The organism is Asticcacaulis sp. AC460 (assembly GCF_000495795.1).
Classification (GTDB): Bacteria; Pseudomonadota; Alphaproteobacteria; order Caulobacterales; family Caulobacteraceae; genus Asticcacaulis.
This window is the reverse complement of sequence record NZ_AWGD01000008.1, coordinates 113,526-133,986: the sequence shown is the minus strand read 5'-3', so window position 1 is coordinate 133,986 and position 20,461 is coordinate 113,526. Positions and strand designations below refer to the sequence as shown.

Below are 20,461 nucleotides of genomic sequence, written 5' to 3'. Positions count from 1 at the left end.
CCGACCATGGTCAAGGGCGCGGTAAGAGCGCAATGAGTCGAAGATGGAAAGACATAAAGGCCCCATGCGGCCTATTTCGGCGCCGACCAGTCGTCCGTCGCCGTAATGCCGCCCTCGGCATGGGTGATGATCACCTTCTGGTAGCTGATGGTGATATCGACCACCGGTTCGACCGTATCGCTGGGCCCGGTGCGATCGTGGATCTGAACCGAGGTGATCTTCGCGCCGGTAAATTCCAGCGTGTCGGCCTGGACAACATTCCCATTACCCATCGCCTGTGGCACCCAGTTGCTGTACCTGAACTCGCTGAGCACTTCTCCGCTGATCGCCGCATTGATCAGCAGCGGCGTCGCCTTGGTCCAGCGCAAGGTAAAGGTCACCGGCGCCTGGACTCTTCGCGCCGACGCGCCGGGCGCCGGGCGCCGTGTAGTCAAACCCAATGACCGAATTCCAGCTTTCCTTGCCCTTGGCCAGGACGTCGCCCTTGAACTCGCCCTGCTTGCTGCCCTTGATCTGGAGATAGCCGGCATCCGCCGCCCCTGCCCCCGACACCAGAACCATCCCGGCCGCCATCACCAACGCCCCTGTCCGTACACGCATCTTACGTCCTCCCATCCTGGTTTCGCTGAGACTGCCACGGCCTCTGCCGTTGCACAACGCCGTTCTGTACAGCCCCCGTCCCTACTCCGCCGCCTTCGGGAAGGCCGGCAGCTTGGCGATGTCGCGCGGATCATGCTGGATGATCACTGTCGCATTCAGATTTTTGGCCATCTTCTTGAACCGGTCCAGCGACGCCAGACTGTCGGCCCGATCGGTATTGAAACCCGGTACCTCATTGCCGTCATAGGCTTCATGGAAGTGCGCCAGGTCGCCGGTGATCAGCACATAGCCCTTGGTCTTCAACTTCACCAGAAGACTGTGATGGCCATCGGTATGACCCGGCATGTTGAGCATCACCACCGAACCGTCGCCGAAGACATCCTTGTCGCCCGGCACAGGCTCGGCCGCACCACCACCCGACACCCAATGGACCAGCGGATCATCGCTCTTGTTGGCCGCCTTGATCTTGTCCCAGTCGCCCTTGCCCAACAGCAAGGTGGCTGCCGGAAAATCGCCGGCCTGGCCGGTATGGTCGCCATGGATATGGCTGACGCCGACAAACCGGACCGCTTTCGGGTCAACGCCCACGGTCGCCAGTTGCTGAAGTACCGTGGTCGTTACGATCGGCGTGCCGTCGTCCTTTTTGGCGCCGGTCCCAAATCCGGCGTCCCACAGCAGATAGTCGCTACCGTGCTGGACGAGGTAACACGACGCGACGAACGGCTTTTTGACGCCGTCAAAGCTGTGGGCATCGGAGAACCATGCAACATCGCGTTCCCCCATATCGCCGCAATCCAGTCGGGTCAGTTTGACCTCCGCCGTTTGCGCCTGAGCGAAACCGGCGGATGCCAAGACAAGCACCAAAGCGAGCGTAAGCGACTTCATGGTATCCTCCGTTTGATTTTCCCTAGGCGTGCCGTACCAGTGACCTTACGTCAAGCGACGCGTCGTCGCGGTGACACGGTCGTGTTGTAGATCACCAGGATCGCCGGCGCATCGGCATTGACCGGCAATGCTGTCCCGCGCTCATCATACAGAAACTCGTCGATCGCGAAGATCTTCGGCTTCCACCGCTTCTGGATGACCAGTTCCGGCCGCGGATAGCCCTGCAAATCCACCCAGCAGCAATCGAACAGCTTGTCGCAAAACGGTTTGGCCACGGCGATCATCCCTCAACACGATACAGCGGCCTTCTGCCATAATTCCCCTTTTGTTCACCCGATCCGACGGCCTGTCAAGCCATCATGAATAATCCCCGCTAAGTAGAAAAATCCCTCACGAAATTCCCCCGAAAGTGGTAAGAGGATAGCGGGCTGGTGGCGGGGCATTACGGGGAGACATTCGATGTCTGTAAAGCAGCGCGTCATGGCCATTCAGCAAGCTCTGGCGGCCAAGGGCTTCAGTCCGGGTAATATCGACGGCGTCTGGGGCCGCCGCACCGACACCGCGGTCAAGGCGTTCCAGCGCGCCAACAACCTTCAGCCCGATGGCGTGGTCGGCCCGGTCACCAGCGCCGCCCTGTTCGGCCAGGCGCCGGCGGTCGATCCGCTGGACGACGTCGCCATCATCTGGTTCCAGGAAGCCCGCCGGCTTCTGGGGGTGCGCGAAGACACCTCCCCCGGCAGCAATCCGGTGCTTCTGCAATGGGCCGACGACGCCGGCATCCCGTACAAAAGCGACGACATTGCTTGGTGCGGTCTGTTCGTCGCCCATTGCATCAGCTCGACCCTGAACACCGAGCCCCTGCCCGGCAATCCGCTGAGTGCCCAGAGCTGGCGCCGCTTTGGCGCGCCTTGCACGGTCCGGCCGGGCGCGGTCATGGTGTTCTGGCGTGAAAAGCCGACCAGTTGGAAGGGCCATGTCGGCTTCTATGCCGGCGAGGACGATGTCGCCTACCACATCTTGGGCGGCAATCAGTCGGATAAGGTCAGCGTGGCGCGGGTGCGCAAGGACCGTATCCTGCCGGACGGTATCCGCTGGCCCGCCACGGTACCCTTAAGCAACGCCGGTCCTGTGAAGGTCGCCGCGACGGGCGGCCTGTCGCGCTACGAAGCGTGAATTTCGGAGGTAAATTCTTCATAGTCAGACTGGGCAACATAAATAATTCTATACCTCCCCGTTATACGGGGAGGTGGATCATTTGCTGGAAGCAAATGAGACGGTGGGGGATTTGGCCCGCCGTGGTCTTCCCTCGCCCCGCTCCCTTACGCCAGCCCGTGAAACCGCCGAACGGTCCAGGCGTCACGCTCCGAAATAGCGCATTTCTGGCCAATCTTGCGGCAGCGCTTTTCCAGTTTAGCGAACTGCGGCAGGCACGCCGTTTCGGCCGCTCTGCCCTTCGCCGTCAACGTATATATCCGGCTCCAGCGCGGGTCTTCCTTGTGGCGCGGCTGCTGTTTGGCCAGGTAGTGCATCAGCGAACACGGATCGTAGTCCGAACTCAGGCGCGTCTCTCGGCTGGGGAAGGCATTGCGCACATCCAGGCACACCGGCGTCAGGCCCAACCCGCAGGTCTTGAGATAATCTTGCAGGAAAGGCTCAAAGGTCAGATAGGTCCCACGATCGGTGCGCTGGTGTTCGTGCATTAAACCCAGGATATGGCCGAACTCATGCAGGATAGAGCCGTAATTGGCGTTGGGCTCGATATTGACTTGGTTGCCGATCGGCATGTAGCCGACGGTCGCCGTGGTGGCGCTGGCATTCAGCTTGATCTGGACGCTGCCCAGACCTTCTCGCGCGACGAAGCGGACTCCGGTCCGGCGGTGCCAGTCGTCCATGGCGCGGCACGCCTTCTGCGCCGCGGAGGCCTTCCATTTAGCCCAGCCGGTGCAGTCCTTGCTGGTGGTGCCGGCGGTTTTCAGGATGTCGGCGGTGAGCTGATACGGCACGGTGGCGTTGGGCCACGGGTTGGTGCCCTTCATGACGGCGCCGGCCTGAGCCGATACCGGCGACATAACCGCGAGCAGCAAAAGCCAGAGTTTCATTCCGGATTACCGTAACGCGACTGCTGAAAGCTCGGCAGACCGTCACCGAACTTCACCCAGTTTAGGTCGTGCTCGAGCCAGGAATGGTGGGTCGGCGGGAAAGCGTTGGAATCATCCAGCGAACAGATGGTGACGCCAACCTCGCCGGGTTCGTTGGCGTGCTCATAGGTGAGGCCGGTGCCACATTTAGCGCAGAATGTGCGTGTGACGTTCGGCGAAGACTTGAAGATTGTGGTCGGCCCTTCAAGGGTGAAGGTCTCCCTTGCGACGGACAGCCAAGCGATGACCGGCGCGCCGGAGACCTTGCGGCAGGTGCGGCAATGGCAGACCATGCTGCCCATAGGTTCGCCGGAGATGCGGTAGCGCACCGCGCCGCATAGGCAGCCGCCTTCGTGGATCATGGGATTCGCCCTGAACAAGTAATGGGGTCTGGGGCCTGAGGCCCCAGTCTTCCCTCTTTCCTTCCCTATACCTCGCCCCCTTGGGCGACGGTATAGGGAAGGAAGAAGAAAAGTCTTGGGGCCACGGACCCCACACCCCGTAACCGGTTCAGGGCGGCTACTCGGCCTGTTCCTCGATCTTCTTCTTCCGGTGATAGATAAACAGCCAGGCCAGCGCCAGAATTCCGGCGATCATCGGCGCGTACAGCCAATGCGCCACCTCCTTCGGCACCGCCGAATCCACGACATACTTCAACAGACTGAACACGTAATAGCTGACCGCGAACACCGACAGCCCCTCGACCAGCCCCGACAGCTTGACCTGCAACCGCGCCCGCAGATCCATGCTCTTCAGCAGATCCTGGTTCTGCACCTCCAGCGAGATCGAAATCCGCGCCCGCAACAGGTCGCTCACCCGGCCGATACGCGACGAAATCTCATCCAGCCGCCGCTCCGCCGCATCGCAGGTCCGCATGGCCGGGCGCAACCGCCGCTCGATGAACTCGGCCATGGTTGAAAACCCCTCGACCCGGCTTTCGCGCAACGATACCAGCCGGTCCTCGGCCAGTTGCGCATAGGCCCGCGTCGCCCCCTGACGGAAGCTGACCGCATTCACCCGCTGCTCGACCTCGTCCGACAAGGCCATCAATCGGTCCAGCACCTGCGCCTGCGACGCGCTCTGGCTGGCCATGTCCGACGTCACCGCCGCCAACCGCGCCTCGGCCTCTTTCAGCCAGGCCATCAATTCGCGCGCCACCGGAAACCCCAGCAGCGCCAGCTTGCGGTAATGCCCGATCTCGATCAGGTTCTGCAGCAGCCGCGACAACTGATCGTTCTGCAAACCCCGGTCATGAACATAGATCCGCCCTGCTCCGCCCTCGTGCATGCGGAAGTCCGACCAGATCCGCGCCTTGCCGCCGAAGACATCGCAACACACCGCCTGGCTCAGATCGATCGATGCCTGGAGCTGCTCCGGCTCGGGCTCATACGGCAGGACCGCGATCTCGACACTGCGAAACACGCTTCCCGGCGCCCCGCTCAGCCACGGAAAATACGCCGTCTTGAGACTGCAAAACCCCAACCCGTTCTGCGTCGCCTCATCCTGATCGACCGCCGTGGTGAACTTGAGATAGGTCGAAAACTCGCCATGCCGTTCCCAGATCATACCGCCGGTGTCGCCGATATCATGCAACGTCCAGCCCTCGGCGCCATGCTCGCCGGCCAATGCGTCGATCCACGTCCGCTCGGCGGCGCGTTCTTCATCGTTGAGCAGATAAACCCAACTGCGCACGACGGCGGGGGCGGCGAAGACGGGGATGACGCGGGCGTGCATGAGGTCGCTGAGCGACGCCCGCAAGGGATGGTCGGAAGGTCGGGACATGGGGGACTCGAGTGGCATATTTTTGATTTGCCGCAACTTACCACGCACCGCCCTGCCGTAACGTCACTTCCTGTGTCCTGTTGCAACAGCACTGAACGGAGAGAGACACTTTCTTCCTTCTCCTCCCCATTTCATGGGGAGGGGGACCGCGGAGCGGTGGAGGGGTATCTTACCGTAGAAACCGCCACCACACATCGCTTCCTTACCGTCACAACGTCACCCTATCGCCGGAGGTGACTCATGCCACGACGCAAAACGCCCAAATCCCTGTCTGTGACGCAATGGACCGGTCTTGGCTGGCAGACGGCCGAGATGATGCTGGCCTCGGCCCAGGTGATCCGCCACCGCCTGAACCGCATGGCGATGGCGCAATTCCCGCTGAGCCCCCGTGACAGCGCCGAATTCCTCCTTATGGGCCAGGAAAAGGCCGAAGCCGCTGCCGAATCCCTGATTGCGCTATCGACGGGTATCCTCACCAACGAAAGCCCGGAAACCTTGACGCGCAAGACGATGAAGCCCTTCCGCACCCGCGCCATGGCCAACGCCAAACGCCTGAAGAAGCGGCGGACTTAAGCACTGTCGTGCAGTACCAAACATAATAATATCATACCTCCCCGTTATACGGGGAGGTGGATCATGTGCTGGAAGCACATGAGACGGTGGGGGATTTGGCCCGCCGTACTCTTGCCCTCATTCCCGCCCCCTTCCTAATTCTGCATGCTCCTCACCGGCCCCAGATACGAAGCCCCCAAACCACCCGTATCCAAAACCAGCTTCTCCAGCACGACATTCCCATCGATTCGGAACACCTTGATCGTATGCGCTCCGGCCTTCAAACCCGGGAACGAAGCCTTCAACACATGAGCATTGTTCTTGACGGCCTCGTTCCAATCCGGCGCATCCGGCTTGAGATCAAAACTCAAAACCTGCACCGCCCCACCGTCGATCGATACACCGATCCGCAAACCGCCCTTGCCCTGGGTATCCAGGGTCGGCGCCAGATACAGATGCAACACCGCGTCGGCGTCCTTCAACGTCGACACATCATACTCGACACGCATCGGCGCCTGAACCGTCACATCCGAAGCCGGTGCGTTCTGCGGCAAACTGATCAACGAACCCGCGGTCCGCCCCAGATCTGGCACCAACTCCCAGTACACGTCACCACTGACGTCACCGAACGCCCGCGTAAAATATTCGGCATCGATCGAGACATAGCCATGCTCGTCCGTATAGCGGCCACCATAGTGACGCGGCACCTCGACATAAGGCACGGCACTGTAATCGGCCACCACAACCTGCCGCGCCGGCACAACACCATCGACCGGCAGCCGCTTCACGACCGGCATGACATCCTTGTCCGGCTGCTGCCAGTTGTCGTAACCGATATGGGTCTGCGACATCATGTGGTTCCACTTGCCGCCCAGCAACCCGTGATACTCAGCACTGATCGCCTGATCACGATCGAAGGCCTGCTCGGCGACATCGGCCGCCTTATTGGCCGCGACGGCATCGCCCTTGGCCACGGCCACTTGATTGTCAGCCACAGCATTGTACAGCTCATAGACATTGGCCGCCGCCGCGATCGGATGATGGACCAACTGGAAATAGGCCGCGTCATACTCCTTCGGCAGTTCCGCCCGAACCTCTTTCGAGGCCGCCAGCATGTCCTGCCAGTCGCGCGTCATCACCTTGAAATCGGGGCTCGCCGCAAACACGCCGGCATCCAGCAATTCAGGCTTACGCCGTGCCAGCCACTTCGACGAATCCGTCAGCAGGTACGAAATCGTATAGCCCAGCTCCGGCCCGAACTGCTGCTCGGCCCAGTTGGCCGGATAGGCATACAGCGCATTGACGTCCATGGCCTTGGGGTTCCAGGCCATGTCCAGGAAGAAGTCGAGCGGGAACTCCATCGGCTTCAGGTCACCGACATTGACGATCCACAGCCGGTCGGCGCCGGACTCATAGGCGATGTCCATCTGCTGCCAGGTCTTTTCGATCTGGTTGGTGTTCAGCCACTTGTAGTTCCGCGGCCCCCCGACATAGTCGAAGTGATAATAAACCCCATACCCCCCGGCCCTCGCCTCCGCACCGGCATTTTGCGTTGCGCTAACGCTCCGCTCCTTGAGCGCGGCGGGCAACCTCCGGATCTGCCCCCAGTTGTCATCCGCGAACAACAGGGTTACGTCCTCCGGCGCCTTCATGCCGTGGTCGTAGTAATCCTGAACCTCTTTATACAGCGCCCACACCTGCGGCGTCTCCGTCAAAGGCTTGCCCGTGACCTCGCCGATGATCTTGCGCTGGTCGGCGACGATGGTCTCCAGCAAGGCCGTCGCCGTCCCCTCGGTCATCGGCTCGTCACCATCGCCACGCATGCCCAAGGTTATGACCTGCTCATGGCCGTTGGCCCGCTCCATGCCGCCGCGCCAGAACTTGCGCAGGTTCTCGGCATTGCTGCGGTAATCCCATTTACCGGACATCAAGCCGGCGTCCTTCTGACGCTGCCACTCGACATGAGCCCGCGCCATGGGTTCATGGTGCGAGGTGCTCAACACCACGCCGTACCGGTCGGCCATGGCCAGGCTTTTGGGATCGTCATCGGGCAGCGACTTGCCCCACATGGCCGGCCACAGGAAATTGCCCTTCAGCCGCAGATTCAACTCGAACACATGGGCATAGAACTCGGCATTGATGCCGCCGAACTTCTCACGCGCCCAGTTCCCCAGCGCTGGCTCCTCGTCGTTCAGAAAGAAACCACGATACTTGACCACCGGCGCATCCGACCGCGCCCCGGCCAGAACGGTCACATCCGTCTGTTTGCGAACCGGCACATCGGCCCACCAGTACCACGGCGACACTCCCATTTTTTCGGAAATGTCATAAGTGCCATACACGGCCCCGCGCGGATCGGAACCTGTTATCACCAAAGCCATGGGAATGCCCGGTATGGGACCGGTCACAACCTGCTGAACATACCCTTCCCATTTTCCTGAAATGTCAGCCACACCCAGCTTGCCATCCCGCACCAGCCCGTCGATGACCGGTTGCCCGGCCTGGCCGATGATCACCACCGGCCCGCTCAAACCGTTCAAATCATTGACGATGACCGGCTTGACGCCCGACACCCGCTCCAGGTCAGCGGCAAAATCCTGCGCGACCTGCAACACCGGCCCGGCCGAGTTGGCGTCGACATAGACGGCCGCAGGCTTACCGCCGGAAATCAGCGCAAAGCCGTCCTGCTGGCCGGCGCATACCGCCACCGGACCTTCGCAGGCCAGCGCCGCCACCGGCGCCAGCCACACCACCGCGGCCAGCCACATCGCCTTCATCGTACTCTCTCCCAACCTGTTCTTAGTCCAACGGCAGTTTGGTTTGACTTCTCTTTCTTTGCCCACCCCGTTTACGGGGAGGGTGGCGCGAAGCGCCGGGCGGGGCCCTTTCTTAAGAGTCAAAATCAACTGCCGGAGGCATCAATTATATCTATAGAGTTTCAGCCTCTGCACGCCCCACTTATCGGGCGGCAGACGCAGATGCCGCCCCTGGTGAGTCTGGTCGCCGTTCAGCCACTTGCCCGGCACGAAGACGCCGTTTTCATACGTACCTTCAACGACCTGTTCCATGCCGATCCGTTCCTTGCCGGTATCAGCAAACGTCAAGGTCACCCCCGAACCCGCGACGATAAACTCGTCCTTGCCGGTCTGGATGATCAAGGCGCCATGATTGCCCGGCACCTGCTTGTCCTTGGCCGTCCACGGATCGATGAACGCCGCCGTAAACTGGTATCCACCCAGCTCGAACACCTGAGGCGTCGTATCCGTCACGCCATCGTAATTGATCGGCGCCTTCAACCCGCGCATGGTCTCCTTGCCGCGCTGGGCATGGATCAGCGGCGCCAGGCTGTCCAGCACGGCATAGGCCGAAATCAGCGGATCGCCGTCGGGCAGGTTCTCGATCGAGAACGGCGAAAACCCGATCGCATCCAACTCACCTATGGCATAAAACGCATTGGCCGAAGCCACCGCATCGCCGGCGTAATGGGCTTCCGGGATAAACAGCGGATTGCCTTTAAAAGAATACGGCTTCATCCGCTCGACAAAGTCCGGAAAATAGATGTCCGGCGACAGCATATCCAGGCTGGGCGCCACGCCCTTCCAGATATCGAACAGATGCGGCAAAGGCCCGGCCGACGGATATTCCCCCGGCAGCTTGCCCGGCCGGTTCAAGGCCGCATTGACATACATCGGCAGGTCGTACTGCGCCTTGCCGGCCTTGGCCATGGCCTCAACGAACTTCGCATATGACCGCGCCTGAAACCGCTCCTCGGTGTCACGCGTCACCATGAACTGTTTCGTCGCCAGGTCGGAATGATCGCGCGCCGACGGCAACATGCCGATCTCGTTCTCGATCTGCACCATGATGACCACGCCCGCGGGATCGGCCTGTTTCAGATGCGCCATGAAGGTCGAAAACGCCTTCACATCCGCCTTCAACAAATCATCGTCGAACGGCGTCAATATATCCTGCGCCACGCCCTCGGCCGAACGCGCCCGGGTAAAGCGCTTCTGGTCGGTCTTGACCCACGCCGGCGCATAGGTCGACATCGAATTCTTCCACGCCCCGAACCACAGGATGACCAGCTTGAGATCCCGTGCCTTCGCTTCCGCAATCAAGGCATCGGTGACGGTAAAATCAAATTGCCCCTCGACCGGCTCGATCTGGTCCCATTCGACCGGCACGACCAGGGTGTTCAATCCGATGGCCCTGGCCTTGTCGAACACTGGCCCCATCTGCTTCGGATCGGACACGGAAGAATTGCCGACCTCCCCGCCCAGGACCAGGAACGGCTTGCCGTCGACAATCAGCCCCTTGTCGCTGATCCGCGCCGGTTGTGCCTGTACACCGGACGCCAGCAAAGCGCCCACGAGGATCAGAACCGGCAGCTTCATCGTCATCTTCCTCGGGACATGGCCTTGTCGATCGCCGCCAGAGCGACCGGATTCATGGCGGCATAGCCCGCCGCATTGGGGTGAACGGAGTCCGTGCCCAGCCCCGCCTTCAGACCGCCCAGACCATCCCCCAAAACCGGCCAATAGTCGGCATAGACATGGCCGTTCTGAGCACAGAAGGTCTTGATCCAACCATTCAACGTCTGGATCTTGTCGCTGCGGTTACCGACACCGGGACGCCAGGCAAAGCTGGTCGCCGGCGGCACCGATCCCATGACGACGCGGATATTGTTGGCCTTGGCCATCGCCGCCATGGCCAACAGGTTGTTGGTCGTCGCCGTAAAGTCGTACGGGTCCAGGTTCTCAGCAACGTCATTGGTGCCGGCCAGGATATGCACGACCAAAGGCTTCAACGCGATGACGTCGGGCTGAAACCGCACCACCATCTGCGCCGTAGTCTGGCCGCCGATGCCACGCCCGATCAAGCCGTTGCGGGTGAAGACATCACCCGTCTGGCCCGGCCAGGCATCGGTGATCGAGTCGCCCATCAGCACGGCGCGGCGGTTAAACGCCGGCAGCCGCAACGCGTCGCGATTGGCCGCCTTGTAGCGGTTGAGATTGGCCCAGTCCTGGCCAACCCGCTCCACTTGGGGCGGCAACGGTGCGACGGCTTCGGCCTGGTCGCGAAACGCGGCCTCGTCCGTCTTCAACTGAGGCTCGTTGGCGGACAGGGCCCCACTAGACAAGGATTGAGCCCCGGCCGCCCTGGCCATGCCGAAAGACGCCCCCGCCAGGATGGCTCCACCGAGAAGACCACGCCGCACCACACTCATGTCAGATCCCCTAAAACTAGGCGACCGTCAGGATCGCCGTTTTCAGGTCGACACTATTCGGGCCGGCGGAGATCGTAAAGGTCCCCGGCTCGACAACGCGCTGCATTTCCGTGTTGTAGAACTGCAATTCCCGCGGCGTCAGCACAAAGGTCACAGTCTCGCTGGCGCCGGGCTCCAGCGTCACGCGCTTGAAGCCCTTCAGCTCCTTGACCGGACGGGTCACCGACGAAACGTCGTCACGCACATACAGCTGCACCACCTCATCGCCCTTGACCGCCCCGGTATTCTTCACCGTCACCTCGACGCGAACGCTGTCCGAGATACCGATCGTGCCCTGCGACAGGGTCGGCGTACCGATCTCGAACGTCGTATAGCTCAACCCGAAACCGAACGGATACAACGGCTTGGTCTCGCCGCCCAGGTAACCGCGACGCGCCGTCGGCTTATGGTTATAGTAGATCGGCAGTTGCCCGACGCCACGCGCGATCGACACCGGCAGCTTGCCGCCCGGATTGGCGCGGCCGAACAGGATGTCGGCGGCGGCCCAACCCGATTCCTGGCCCATATACCAGCCCTCGACGATCGCATCGGCCTTTTCGGCCAGCAGGTTGACCGACAGCGGACGGCCATTCAGCAGCAGCACCGCCGTCGGCTTCTTCAACGCGAAAATCGCCGCCGCCAGGTCGTTCTGCTGCCCCACCAGGTCCAGCGAGTCGCGGTCCCCCAGGTGATTGTCGGCCCAGGCTTCGCGTGAGGTCTGCTCGTTGTCACCCAGCACCATCAGGATAGTGTCGGCCGACTTGGCCGCCTCGACCGCCTCGGCGATCAGCTTGGCATTGACCGCCGGATCGGTGAAGTTGACCTGATCCTGGCCCCAGATGCGCTGTTCGGTGATCCGCACGGCCTCGCTGTAGGCGACCTCGAAGCCCTGGGCCTTGCCCTCGGCCTCGATGCCTTCCAGGATCGAGACAATCTTGCGCGGAATATCGGAATAACCCCCGATCGGCGTGTCCTTGGCGTGGGTCCCCAGCACCAGCAGCTTGCCGACCTTCTTGCCGTCGAACGGCAGCAAGCCATTGTTCTTCAACAGAACCACCGACTTCTGCGCCGCTTCGCGCGCCAGGGCGACAGCGTCCGGCGTAGCGGTCAGCGAGTCGGCCTTCTTGGCGTCGGCATAGGGGTTTTCGAACAAACCGGCCTGGAACTTCCATTCCAGGATGCGGTGGACGGCGGCGTCGATCTCGGCTTCCGAAACACGGCCGGCCTTCACCAGGTCGACCAGCTTGCCATAGGCCTGGTTGTCCGGGGTTTCGATGTCGACGCCGGCCTTGATCGAACGGAAGGCCGCTTCGGTCACGTCGGGCACCAGCTTGTGGCGGGTGATCATTTCGTTGATGGCGAAGTAGTCGGACACCGTCATGCCCTTGAAGCCCCACTCACCACGCAGGATGGTGGTCAGCAACCACTTGTTGGCGTGCGACGGCACGCCGTCGATTTCGTTATACGACGGCATGACCGCCGCGATCTTGGTTTCCTTGACGATCTTTTCGAACGGGGGGAAGAAGTCCTCGCGCAGCACGCGTTCCGACACCTGGGCCGGGCCGACATTGGTGCCGTTTTCCGGCTGACCGTGACCGGTCATGTGCTTCAGCGTCGCCAGCACCTTGTCCTTGGCCAGCGGCAATGTATCACCCTGGAAGCCCAGCACGGCGGCCTTGCCCATCTCGCCGCACAGGTGCGGATCTTCGCCATAGGTTTCCTCGATCCGGCCCCAGCGCGGATCGCGCGCGACGTCGACGACGGGCGCCAGCGCCAGGTTGGCGCCGCGGGCGCGCATTTCACGCGCACAGACGCTGAAGATCTTCTGAGCCATGTCCGGATCGAACGACGACGCCAGGCCAATCGCCTGCGGGAAGCTGGTGGCGTCGCGGGCGACGAAACCGTGCAGCGATTCCTCGTGCATGATCATCGGGATACCCAGGCGCGTCTCTTCCATCGCCCACTTCTGGGCGGCATTGATATAGGTGGCTGTCTCGAAGGCATTACGGTTCGGCACCGCGCCATTATCGCCGGCGCCGGTCGCGACATTGACGCCCACCCGGTCGGAGGGACGCGCGATCATGCCCAGACCGTTCGGATACACCGCGGTCGCCTTGGCGGGATCGAAATCGCCCTTTTCGGTCTGGATGGCGCCCTTCTGCTGCCACACGCACAGCATCTGGGCGACCTTTTCGTCCAGGTTCATACGCCCCATCAGATCCTTGACCCGGTCAGCAACCGGCAAGGCGGCGTCCTGGTACGGCAGGGCTTCCTTCTTGGCTTTCTTCTTCGGAGCGGCCGCAGCGGCGGTCGCCGCGCCAATGGTCAGAGCCAAGGAGGAGGCGCTAAAAAGACGGCGGGTCAGGTGCTTCATTTCGGTAACTTCCCTGTTTTATGTTCGCTTCTTGAACGAAGCGGTTGGTCTGACCATAAACGCGCCTTGGGCGAATTTCCAGCGCGGAATCTCGCGGGCGGCGCGCTTGACGGCGGTATCGATCGGTGACAGTGTTAGCGGTAACAAACAAAAATGACAACAGGGAGAATTTCATGAGTCAAAATCTCACACGCCGGGGTGCCCTGGCCGTCGCCGGCGCGGTAACCGCTGCCACCGCAGTAAGTAGCCCCATGGCCGCCTTTGCCGGCACCGATACACCGTTGAAAGATCTGGCCGCCGCCAAGGGTCTGCGCTTCGGCAACGCCATCGGCATCGGCGCCTTCAAGGATCCAAAGCTGAAGGAACTGATGATTCGGGAATGCAACGTCCTGGTCATGGAAAACGAACTGAAGATGTACGTCACGCATAACAACAATGCGACGGACTATAACTTCGCCCCGGCCGACGAACTGCTGGGCTTCGCCGAGGCCAACAAGATCCCGATGCGCGGCCATAACCTGTACTGGGCACGCGACGAATTCACCCCGCAGTGGCTGAAGTCCTATGACTTCGGCGCCAAGCCCAAGGTCGAGGCCGAGCGGGTCCTGCGCGACTATATCAAGGTCGTCACCACCCACTACGGCGAACGCCTGTGCTCCTGGGACGTGGTCAACGAAACCATCGACCCGGCGACCGGCGAGGTCCGCGACAACGTCTTCACCCGCATCCTCGGCATGGACGTCCTGCGCATCGCCTTCGAAGCCGCGCGTGAAAACCTGCCGAAAACCGAACTTGTCTATAACGACTATATGAGCTGGGAAGCCGGCAACGAAAAACACCGCGCCGGCGTGCTGAAGTTGCTGCGCTGGTTCCGCGACAAGAAGGTGCCGATCAACGCCCTGGGCGTGCAGTCGCACATCGGTAACGGCTTCGATCTGCTGGGCGGCCAGGTCAACCAGTGGAAGGAGTGGCTCGACGCCATTGTGGCGCTGGACTACGACCTGCACATCACCGAATTCGACGTCGACGACCAACGCATCCCGACGGGCGACATCGAACAGCGCGACGCGATCGTGGCGACGGTTGGCCGGATCTATCTCGACCAGATGCTGAGCTACAAGCAGACCAAGGACGTGATCTTCTGGGGCATGCCGGACCACTACAACTGGCTGCAGGGCTTCACCCCGCGCGAGGACAAGCTGCCGCTTCGCCCGACGCCGTTCGACTCCAACTTCGAAAAGAAACCGCTCTACTACGCCATCGCGGAATCCTTCAAAAACGCTTCCCCGCGCTAAGAACACCTATAATTTCTTCTCCCGCCCCGTTTACGGGGAGGGGGGACCGCGAAGCGGTGGGAGGGGCTTTTCCGTCGGTGGAATAGCCCCTTCCGTCTAAGGTCAGTTTCTGACATCGTCCGCCCCATAATCTGGAGCAAGCCATGCGCCGTATTGCCGCCCTCACCGCCCTCGCCTTATCGCTCGCCGCCCCTGCGCTTGCCCAACCCGAAGCCCGCTTCGACGGGATCTGGCTGCGCGGCGGCCACCTGGCGGACGAAAGCTACGGCCAGAACGTCCCCGACCAACCCGGCCACTACCAGAACCCGATCCTGCCCGGCTTCTACCCGGACCCCTCGATCGAGCGCGTCGGCGACACCTACTACATGGTCAACTCGACTTTTGCCTTTTGGCCCGGCATCCCGGTGTGGAAATCGAAGGACCTGGTCAACTGGACGCAGATCGGCAATGCCATCGACCGTCCCGGCCAACTCGCCTTCTCGAACCTGGGCACCTCGCGCGGCGTCTTTGCCCCGACCATCTCGCACCACAACGGCCTGTTCTACATCGTGAACACCTGCGTCGACTGCAAAGGCAACTTCGTCATCACCGCCAAAAACCCGGCCGGCCCGTGGTCCGATCCGACCTGGTTGCCGTTCGGCGGCATCGACCCCTCTCTGTTCTTCGACACCGACGGCAAGGCCTACATCGCCTGGAACGACGGCCCGCAGGGCGAACCGCTCTACAGCGGCCACCGCGCCATCTGGATGCAGGAGTTCGACCCGAAAACCCTGGCCATGACCGGCGAAAAGAAACTGGTCATCAACGGCGGCGTCGACCTGGCCAAAAAGCCGGTCTGGGTCGAAGGCCCGCACATCTACCACGTCAAGGACTGGTACTACCTGATGGCGGCCGAAGGCGGCACCTCCACCGACCATTCCGAAGTCATCTTCCGCTCCAAAAACGTCTGGGGGCCGTATGAGCCCTGGGACCAGAACCCGATCCTGACCCAACGCGACCTCGATCCCAACCGCGACCAACCGATCACGTCCTCGGGCCACGCCGACCTGGTCCAGACGAAATCCGGCGAATGGTGGTCGGTCTTCCTGGCCACCCGGCCCTATACTGGCGACCTCTACAATACCGGCCGCGAAACCTTCCTGCTGCCGGTCACCTGGAAGGACGGCTGGCCGGTCATCCTTGAACACGGCCAACCCATCCCGCTATCGGTCAAACGCCCCAAAGGCCTGGGCGACAAACCCCAACCCGATCCGCGTTACCAGAACCTGCACGGCTATAACCCACTGACCTGGCTCTCCATCCGCGGCTCGTCCAAGGACTTCCTGACCGCCAGCAAGGACGGCCAGACGGTCACCCTGAAAGCCCGCAACGCCGCCCTGGGCGACGTCAACGCCATCCCCAGCTTCGCCGGCCCGCGCCAGCAGGGCAACACCACCGCGTTCGATACCTGGGTCCACTTCACGCCGGACGAAGGCGACCGCGCCGGCGTCGCCGCCGTGCAATCGGACGACTCCTACATCTTTTGCGGCCTGACCAAACGCAATGGCGTCACCGAAATCATCCTCACCGTCCGCGCCGGCGCCAACGACCCGCGCGACGGCGTGGTGCTGAAATCCGCACCGGTCGACGTGAAGGACGGCGTTTTCGTCACCCTGGAAGCCCGCCGCGACAAGCTGATTTGCATGTATTCGGAAGCCAAGGACTACATGAAGACGGATCTGAAGCGTCTGATGTGGGACGGCGATGCCACAGTGCTGAGCACAAATAAAGCCGGCGGCTTTGTCGGCACGGTGTTCGGCCTGTACGCCTATAGCCAAAATCCCTGACCGGATGTAACCTCCCTGAAAACCACAATAAAATACCAGGGAGTTATCATATGAAGCGTCGGGATTTTCTCGCGGGCACAGTCTGCGCGCTGGCCTTTACCGCTGTGCCGGCCTTTGCCGAAGACAAGCTGATCAACGACCCCAGTTCGGGCTGGCAGGTCTACGGCCAGCAGACGAACAAGCGGATCAAGGACGCCGCGGTCCAGGGCGGCTACGCCATCGAGGTCAAGATCCCGGCCAAGGGCGCCAATCCTTGGGATTCGGCGGCCCAGACGGATATTACCGGCGACATCAAGAAGGGCGACAAGATCCTGGCGGCGGTGTGGCTGAAGGCCAAGACCGAGGACGGTTCTCCGGCGCATCTGAATATCCGGGTTCAGATCAATTCGGCGCCCTATACCTCGCTTGTCGAAAGCACGCAGTCGGTGGGTCCGGAGTGGAAACTGTATGCCGTCGAGACGACAGCGACGCAGGATTACAATAAAAAAACCGTAGTGCTGGCGGTTCACCTGGCCGGCGCCAAGCAGACGGTCTACCTTGGGCCCGCCTTCGTCCTGATCCCTGCGCAGTAACCCAAATCTCTGATACCTCCCCGCGCCTCTTGGGTGGAAATACACTTTTCCGATACCTCCCCGCGCTTGCGTGGGGAGGGGGACCGCACGAGCGAGCCAGGCCGCAGGCCGCCAGCGAGTGAGATGTGGTGGTGGGGCGACTTTCTTTCGGAAGCTCGAACGTATTCCTAACTCGCTCCCCGACCTCAAGATTTTAACACGAAAAGCACCAACCCGCCGCGTTGCGGCGACACGAAAAGCACGAACTTCAGTATGTGCTTGTCGTGCCGAAGCCGGCCGCCGGCCTAAAGTGGGAACACGGATTTCCACGGATGCGCCGCTTTGCGGCGACACGGATGATCACGGATGATCACGGATGCAGCGCCACGCGAACTTTCGCCTCTTTTAAAAAAAGACGAGGAATATAAATAACTTAATCCCTCCCCGTTATACGGGGAGGTGGATCATTTGCTGGAAGCAAATGAGACGGTGGGGGATTGGGCCCGCAGGTATTTCCACCTGCACCCCCCCCAAAACGAAAAGGCGTCGAGACGGAGAGGTCCTCTTAACGCCCCTAACCCTCCATCGCCTTAATCATCTCCACTCGCTTCTCATGCCGCCCGCCCTCAAACTCAGCACCTAAAAACGCATCGACGATCTCGAGCGCCAGCCCCTCCCCGACCACTCGCCCCCCGATCGACAGCATATTAGCATCATTATGCCGACGTATCATGCGGGCGGAGAACGTATCGGAGCAAACCCCGCACCGGATACCCTTGACCTTGTTGGCAGCCATCATGATGCCCTGGCCGGTGCCGCACAGGATGATGCCGAACCGGCAATCCCCCGAAGCGACCAGCTTCGCCGCCGCTTCTCCATGCGTTGGATAATCGGTGCTTTCCGGCGTCGCGGGTCCGATATCGACCACGACCCAGCCCCGCGCAGCGATATGCCCCGCAATAGCCTGCCTGAGTTGTATGGCGGAATGGTCGCTGGAGAGAACGATGCGTTCGGCGGATGTCATGAGCGTCGTCCGTTCTTAAAACGTCTGTAGAGAGGCAAGGCCACAAAGAGAAATGTGGAAGCTCTCACCCGCTCGGACAGCCTGCACATCTACAAAATTCAAAAATATTTCAAATACTTACTTAACAACTTCGCAAATCAGTGAAACCAGTAACGCGCAACTCGGCTCTGACGAAGCAGACTTCTAATTTCACTAAGAATTTGAATCAATTGATCGGCGGTCGCTGGGTCAGCTTTCATCATTGCTGTTTGAAAGCTTCCGCCCGTTGCCAAGTCGAAGAGCTGTCCGTCTAACTTTCTGAAGCGCGAATAAAATCCGGCAACGACGATACCGTTTTTTCCCACCAATTGGCAAAAATCACCCGTAGCTGTGAGGCGTGCCCGCAATTCAATTGCAATTTTTTCTAAGTCATCTCGTTTAGCTTCGTGGTCACCAAGCCAATATTGGATTGAAAGATCCTCAATTTTTTTTAAATCTTCCAAGTAATCTTTAACTATTTCGTTTTGCGCGCTTCGTATATTAAATAACGTGGTAACAATAAGTGTAATAAGGCCTGCTAATAGGGCAGCAAATGTAGGCACTCCGAAGAGAGAAAATACATTAGGCTGCACTATCAATGTACCTCCAAGCAGCATCAACATATCGCTTAAAAGATTCGCGATTAGTTGTAACCTCTAAAATACTTTTAATAAAATCTTTCCCGTAACCGTGATTCCGCACTAGCCCCCCAAAAGTTTCTTCGAGAAACGAAGACCCCATGCTATTAACACCGTCCAAAGACACTACTACTTTATTACCAGCGGCTACTGCTTCCTCGATAGCAGGACACAGGACTTCTTCTCGAAATCGAGTTCCATTGTTGTCGCCGTCTCGGTGGTCCCTCCCGGACGGGTACCTTGAAAAGTCCGCTATGTTGATCATGATGTTTTCCATACTAAGCCGCTTCGGGAAGCTTTAGCTCCCATTCCACCAGCGTCCCCTCCAAGGGCATCGGTAACTTGTACTTTGTCACACTCGGTTCTCGCTGGTGGCTTCGCTCATATATGTACGCGCCGGAGCGGCTCAAGATTCTAAGACAGCCAGTCCCACAAAAGTCAATCAGTTCCTGCATTTGCGGCAGGCCCTCGCCTCGTCCAGGTTCCAGCGTTTGCGTTTTGCCACGCTTCATCGAGTGAGCAATAAATTCAGGGTCCATAAAGGCACTGGAAGCATCGGACTTACCCAGCGTTCGCTTAATCTCCAGAATGATGTCGTTGTACCAAACCCGATGCGGGAGGGTTCCGGGAATAGTGGCTCCTTGATCGTATATGACGAGTGTTAAGGTGTTGTTATCCCGGTCGGCTCGCGCAGTGACCCACCACCTTCCAACCGCCCTAAAGCCTCTACTTGCACGAAAATCGCCAGGGTACGCATGCTTGGCCACGTTGATCATGGCTTCGCCGACAGCTCCGTTTATTTCCACGGACAGATCCTGAACGGCATGACTACTGCCCAAGTAATCAATTAGGCCTGAAATGCCTTCGGCGACATTGCCCAGTTCGTTTGAGTTCTTGCCTGACATTATTTGCATCAGCCGGAAACGCCCGTCATCGATGTCGTGATATCGCAGCGCAGGGTGAGATCCTGGTACATGCCCAATCAGTTCGAAAAAGCCGATTTCGTAAAGAACTTTGAAGGCATCATCACCCCAGTTTTCAAGATCAATCGCTGGCGGTACAATACCTGAAATTCGCTTGGCTCTGTCATAATCCGACGTGATGATTAACGCCGCAGCCGTTGAGAGACGATCGATCGTACTGAAGTCGAAATATGCCTTTATTCTTGGCAGCCCGCGCTTCTTTCGGTTGACCCAGCCGCCAGTTTGAGGCGTCACCCGCCACAGGCCGCTCTTAATTTTATGTAAGAGCTTCAACGTATCACCAGCATTCTCGTAAAGGCATAGATTCGACGGACAGGCGTGCGCCTGTACATTGCACTGTGCAGTGAAGGGCTCTCCACCATCCCAAATGCTTACGTGAAATGTTGGCACCTTGGGCTGACGTGCTGCGCTACCCCAGCCCCTATAGTGCTTCAGCTTCCTATTACGGGACGCGCTTTGCCCACGGTGTAGTAGGATGTTCTTATATCTGAGAGTTAGTTTTTTCATCGGACTGCCCAAGGTTGCCTTG

The 20,461-nt window shown here is 60.2% G+C and carries 20 protein-coding genes; 5 read left to right on the top strand and 15 right to left on the bottom strand.

The genetic code is table 11. The features are described 5' to 3' along the window. Positions 1 to 71: 71 nt before the first annotated feature. The 4 genes from ABAC460_RS48840 to ABAC460_RS29055 all read right to left on the bottom strand — a co-directional run bounded on the left by ABAC460_RS48840 (position 72) and on the right by ABAC460_RS29055 (position 1,769). Positions 72 to 380 (bottom strand): type VI secretion system tube protein Hcp, encoded by a 309-nt coding sequence (locus tag ABAC460_RS48840; RefSeq protein ID WP_235075760.1) that lies wholly within the window; start codon positions 378 to 380, stop codon positions 72 to 74. Further along, entirely contained in the window at positions 265 to 600 is a 336-nt protein-coding gene (locus ABAC460_RS50715) for a hypothetical protein (protein WP_235075763.1), read from the bottom strand. Before ABAC460_RS50715 ends, ABAC460_RS48840 begins: the two co-directional genes overlap by 116 nt. 81 nt (positions 601 to 681) lie before the next feature. Beyond that, entirely contained in the window at positions 682 to 1,485 is an 804-nt protein-coding gene (locus ABAC460_RS29060; protein WP_023452124.1) for an N-acyl homoserine lactonase family protein, read from the bottom strand. A gap of 50 nt (positions 1,486 to 1,535) precedes the next feature. Further along, positions 1,536 to 1,769 (bottom strand): hypothetical protein, encoded by a 234-nt coding sequence (locus ABAC460_RS29055; protein WP_023452123.1) that lies wholly within the window; start codon positions 1,767 to 1,769, stop codon positions 1,536 to 1,538. 175 nt (positions 1,770 to 1,944) lie between these two features. On the opposite strand from ABAC460_RS29055, the gene ABAC460_RS29050 reads away from it, so the two are divergent. Next, positions 1,945 to 2,658, top strand: coding sequence for an NlpC/P60 family protein (locus ABAC460_RS29050; protein WP_031236399.1), 714 nt, complete (start codon positions 1,945 to 1,947; stop codon positions 2,656 to 2,658). 146 nt (positions 2,659 to 2,804) lie between these two features. Here ABAC460_RS29050 and ABAC460_RS29045 read toward each other — a convergent pair whose 3' ends face one another. The 3 genes from ABAC460_RS29045 to ABAC460_RS29035 all read right to left on the bottom strand — a co-directional run bounded on the left by ABAC460_RS29045 (position 2,805) and on the right by ABAC460_RS29035 (position 5,405). Continuing rightward, positions 2,805 to 3,584, bottom strand: a complete 780-nt coding sequence (locus ABAC460_RS29045; protein WP_023452121.1) for a M12 family metallopeptidase — start codon at positions 3,582 to 3,584, stop codon at positions 2,805 to 2,807. Next, entirely contained in the window at positions 3,581 to 3,985 is a 405-nt protein-coding gene (locus ABAC460_RS29040) for a GFA family protein (protein WP_023452120.1), read from the bottom strand. Before ABAC460_RS29040 ends, ABAC460_RS29045 begins: the two co-directional genes overlap by 4 nt. A gap of 157 nt (positions 3,986 to 4,142) precedes the next feature. Beyond that, a complete protein-coding gene (locus tag ABAC460_RS29035) occupies positions 4,143 to 5,405 on the bottom strand; it encodes a DUF3422 domain-containing protein (RefSeq protein ID WP_031236398.1) in 1,263 nt (420 codons plus the stop codon). Between the two features lie 240 nt (positions 5,406 to 5,645). On the opposite strand from ABAC460_RS29035, the gene ABAC460_RS29030 reads away from it, so the two are divergent. After that, complete coding sequence (locus ABAC460_RS29030; RefSeq protein WP_023452118.1) at positions 5,646 to 5,978, top strand: hypothetical protein; 333 nt, start codon at positions 5,646 to 5,648, stop codon at positions 5,976 to 5,978. 134 nt (positions 5,979 to 6,112) lie between these two features. On the opposite strand, the gene ABAC460_RS29025 is transcribed toward ABAC460_RS29030, so the two are convergent. The 4 genes from ABAC460_RS29025 to ABAC460_RS29010 all read right to left on the bottom strand — a co-directional run bounded on the left by ABAC460_RS29025 (position 6,113) and on the right by ABAC460_RS29010 (position 13,597). Next, positions 6,113 to 8,734 carry a glycosyl hydrolase 115 family protein gene (locus tag ABAC460_RS29025; protein WP_023452117.1) on the bottom strand — a complete coding sequence of 874 codons (2,622 nt, stop codon included), beginning with the start codon at positions 8,732 to 8,734 and terminating at the stop codon, positions 6,113 to 6,115. 141 nt (positions 8,735 to 8,875) lie between these two features. After that, the gene (locus ABAC460_RS29020; RefSeq protein ID WP_023452116.1) at positions 8,876 to 10,351 is read right to left on the bottom strand and encodes a DUF5597 domain-containing protein; all 1,476 of its coding nucleotides are present in this window, start codon (positions 10,349 to 10,351) and stop codon (positions 8,876 to 8,878) included. A 2-nt stretch (positions 10,352 to 10,353) separates the two neighbouring features. Beyond that, positions 10,354 to 11,184: a GDSL-type esterase/lipase family protein gene (locus ABAC460_RS29015; protein ID WP_081716437.1), complete on the bottom strand. Its 831-nt coding sequence runs from the start codon at positions 11,182 to 11,184 to the stop codon at positions 10,354 to 10,356. A 16-nt stretch (positions 11,185 to 11,200) separates the two neighbouring features. Then, entirely contained in the window at positions 11,201 to 13,597 is a 2,397-nt protein-coding gene (locus ABAC460_RS29010; protein WP_023452114.1) for a glycoside hydrolase family 3 N-terminal domain-containing protein, read from the bottom strand. Positions 13,598 to 13,770: 173 nt separating this feature from the next. Between ABAC460_RS29010 and ABAC460_RS29005 the strand changes: the two genes are divergently transcribed. The 3 genes from ABAC460_RS29005 (at position 13,771) to ABAC460_RS28995 (ending at position 17,290) form a co-directional block, all read left to right on the top strand. Further along, positions 13,771 to 14,892, top strand: a complete 1,122-nt coding sequence (locus ABAC460_RS29005) for an endo-1,4-beta-xylanase (RefSeq protein WP_031236395.1) — start codon at positions 13,771 to 13,773, stop codon at positions 14,890 to 14,892. 143 nt (positions 14,893 to 15,035) lie between these two features. Further along, complete coding sequence (locus ABAC460_RS29000) at positions 15,036 to 16,718, top strand: glycoside hydrolase family 43 protein (RefSeq protein ID WP_023452112.1); 1,683 nt, start codon at positions 15,036 to 15,038, stop codon at positions 16,716 to 16,718. 50 nt (positions 16,719 to 16,768) lie between these two features. Continuing rightward, positions 16,769 to 17,290: a carbohydrate binding domain-containing protein gene (locus ABAC460_RS28995; RefSeq protein WP_023452111.1), complete on the top strand. Its 522-nt coding sequence runs from the start codon at positions 16,769 to 16,771 to the stop codon at positions 17,288 to 17,290. 553 nt (positions 17,291 to 17,843) lie between these two features. Here the strand turns inward: ABAC460_RS28995 and rpiB are convergent. From rpiB to ABAC460_RS28985, 4 genes are all read right to left on the bottom strand, one after another. Next, positions 17,844 to 18,293, bottom strand: coding sequence for a ribose 5-phosphate isomerase B (gene rpiB, locus ABAC460_RS28990; protein ID WP_023452110.1), 450 nt, complete (start codon positions 18,291 to 18,293; stop codon positions 17,844 to 17,846). A gap of 137 nt (positions 18,294 to 18,430) precedes the next feature. Continuing rightward, positions 18,431 to 18,934: a hypothetical protein gene (locus tag ABAC460_RS49540; protein WP_155914577.1), complete on the bottom strand. Its 504-nt coding sequence runs from the start codon at positions 18,932 to 18,934 to the stop codon at positions 18,431 to 18,433. Further along, a complete protein-coding gene (locus ABAC460_RS51170; RefSeq protein ID WP_155914576.1) occupies positions 18,894 to 19,214 on the bottom strand; it encodes an STAS-like domain-containing protein in 321 nt (106 codons plus the stop codon). The genes ABAC460_RS49540 and ABAC460_RS51170 overlap by 41 nt, the downstream gene beginning before the upstream one ends. A gap of 13 nt (positions 19,215 to 19,227) precedes the next feature. Further along, positions 19,228 to 20,205, bottom strand: coding sequence for a hypothetical protein (locus ABAC460_RS28985; RefSeq protein ID WP_155914575.1), 978 nt, complete (start codon positions 20,203 to 20,205; stop codon positions 19,228 to 19,230). Positions 20,206 to 20,461 lie beyond the last annotated feature (256 nt).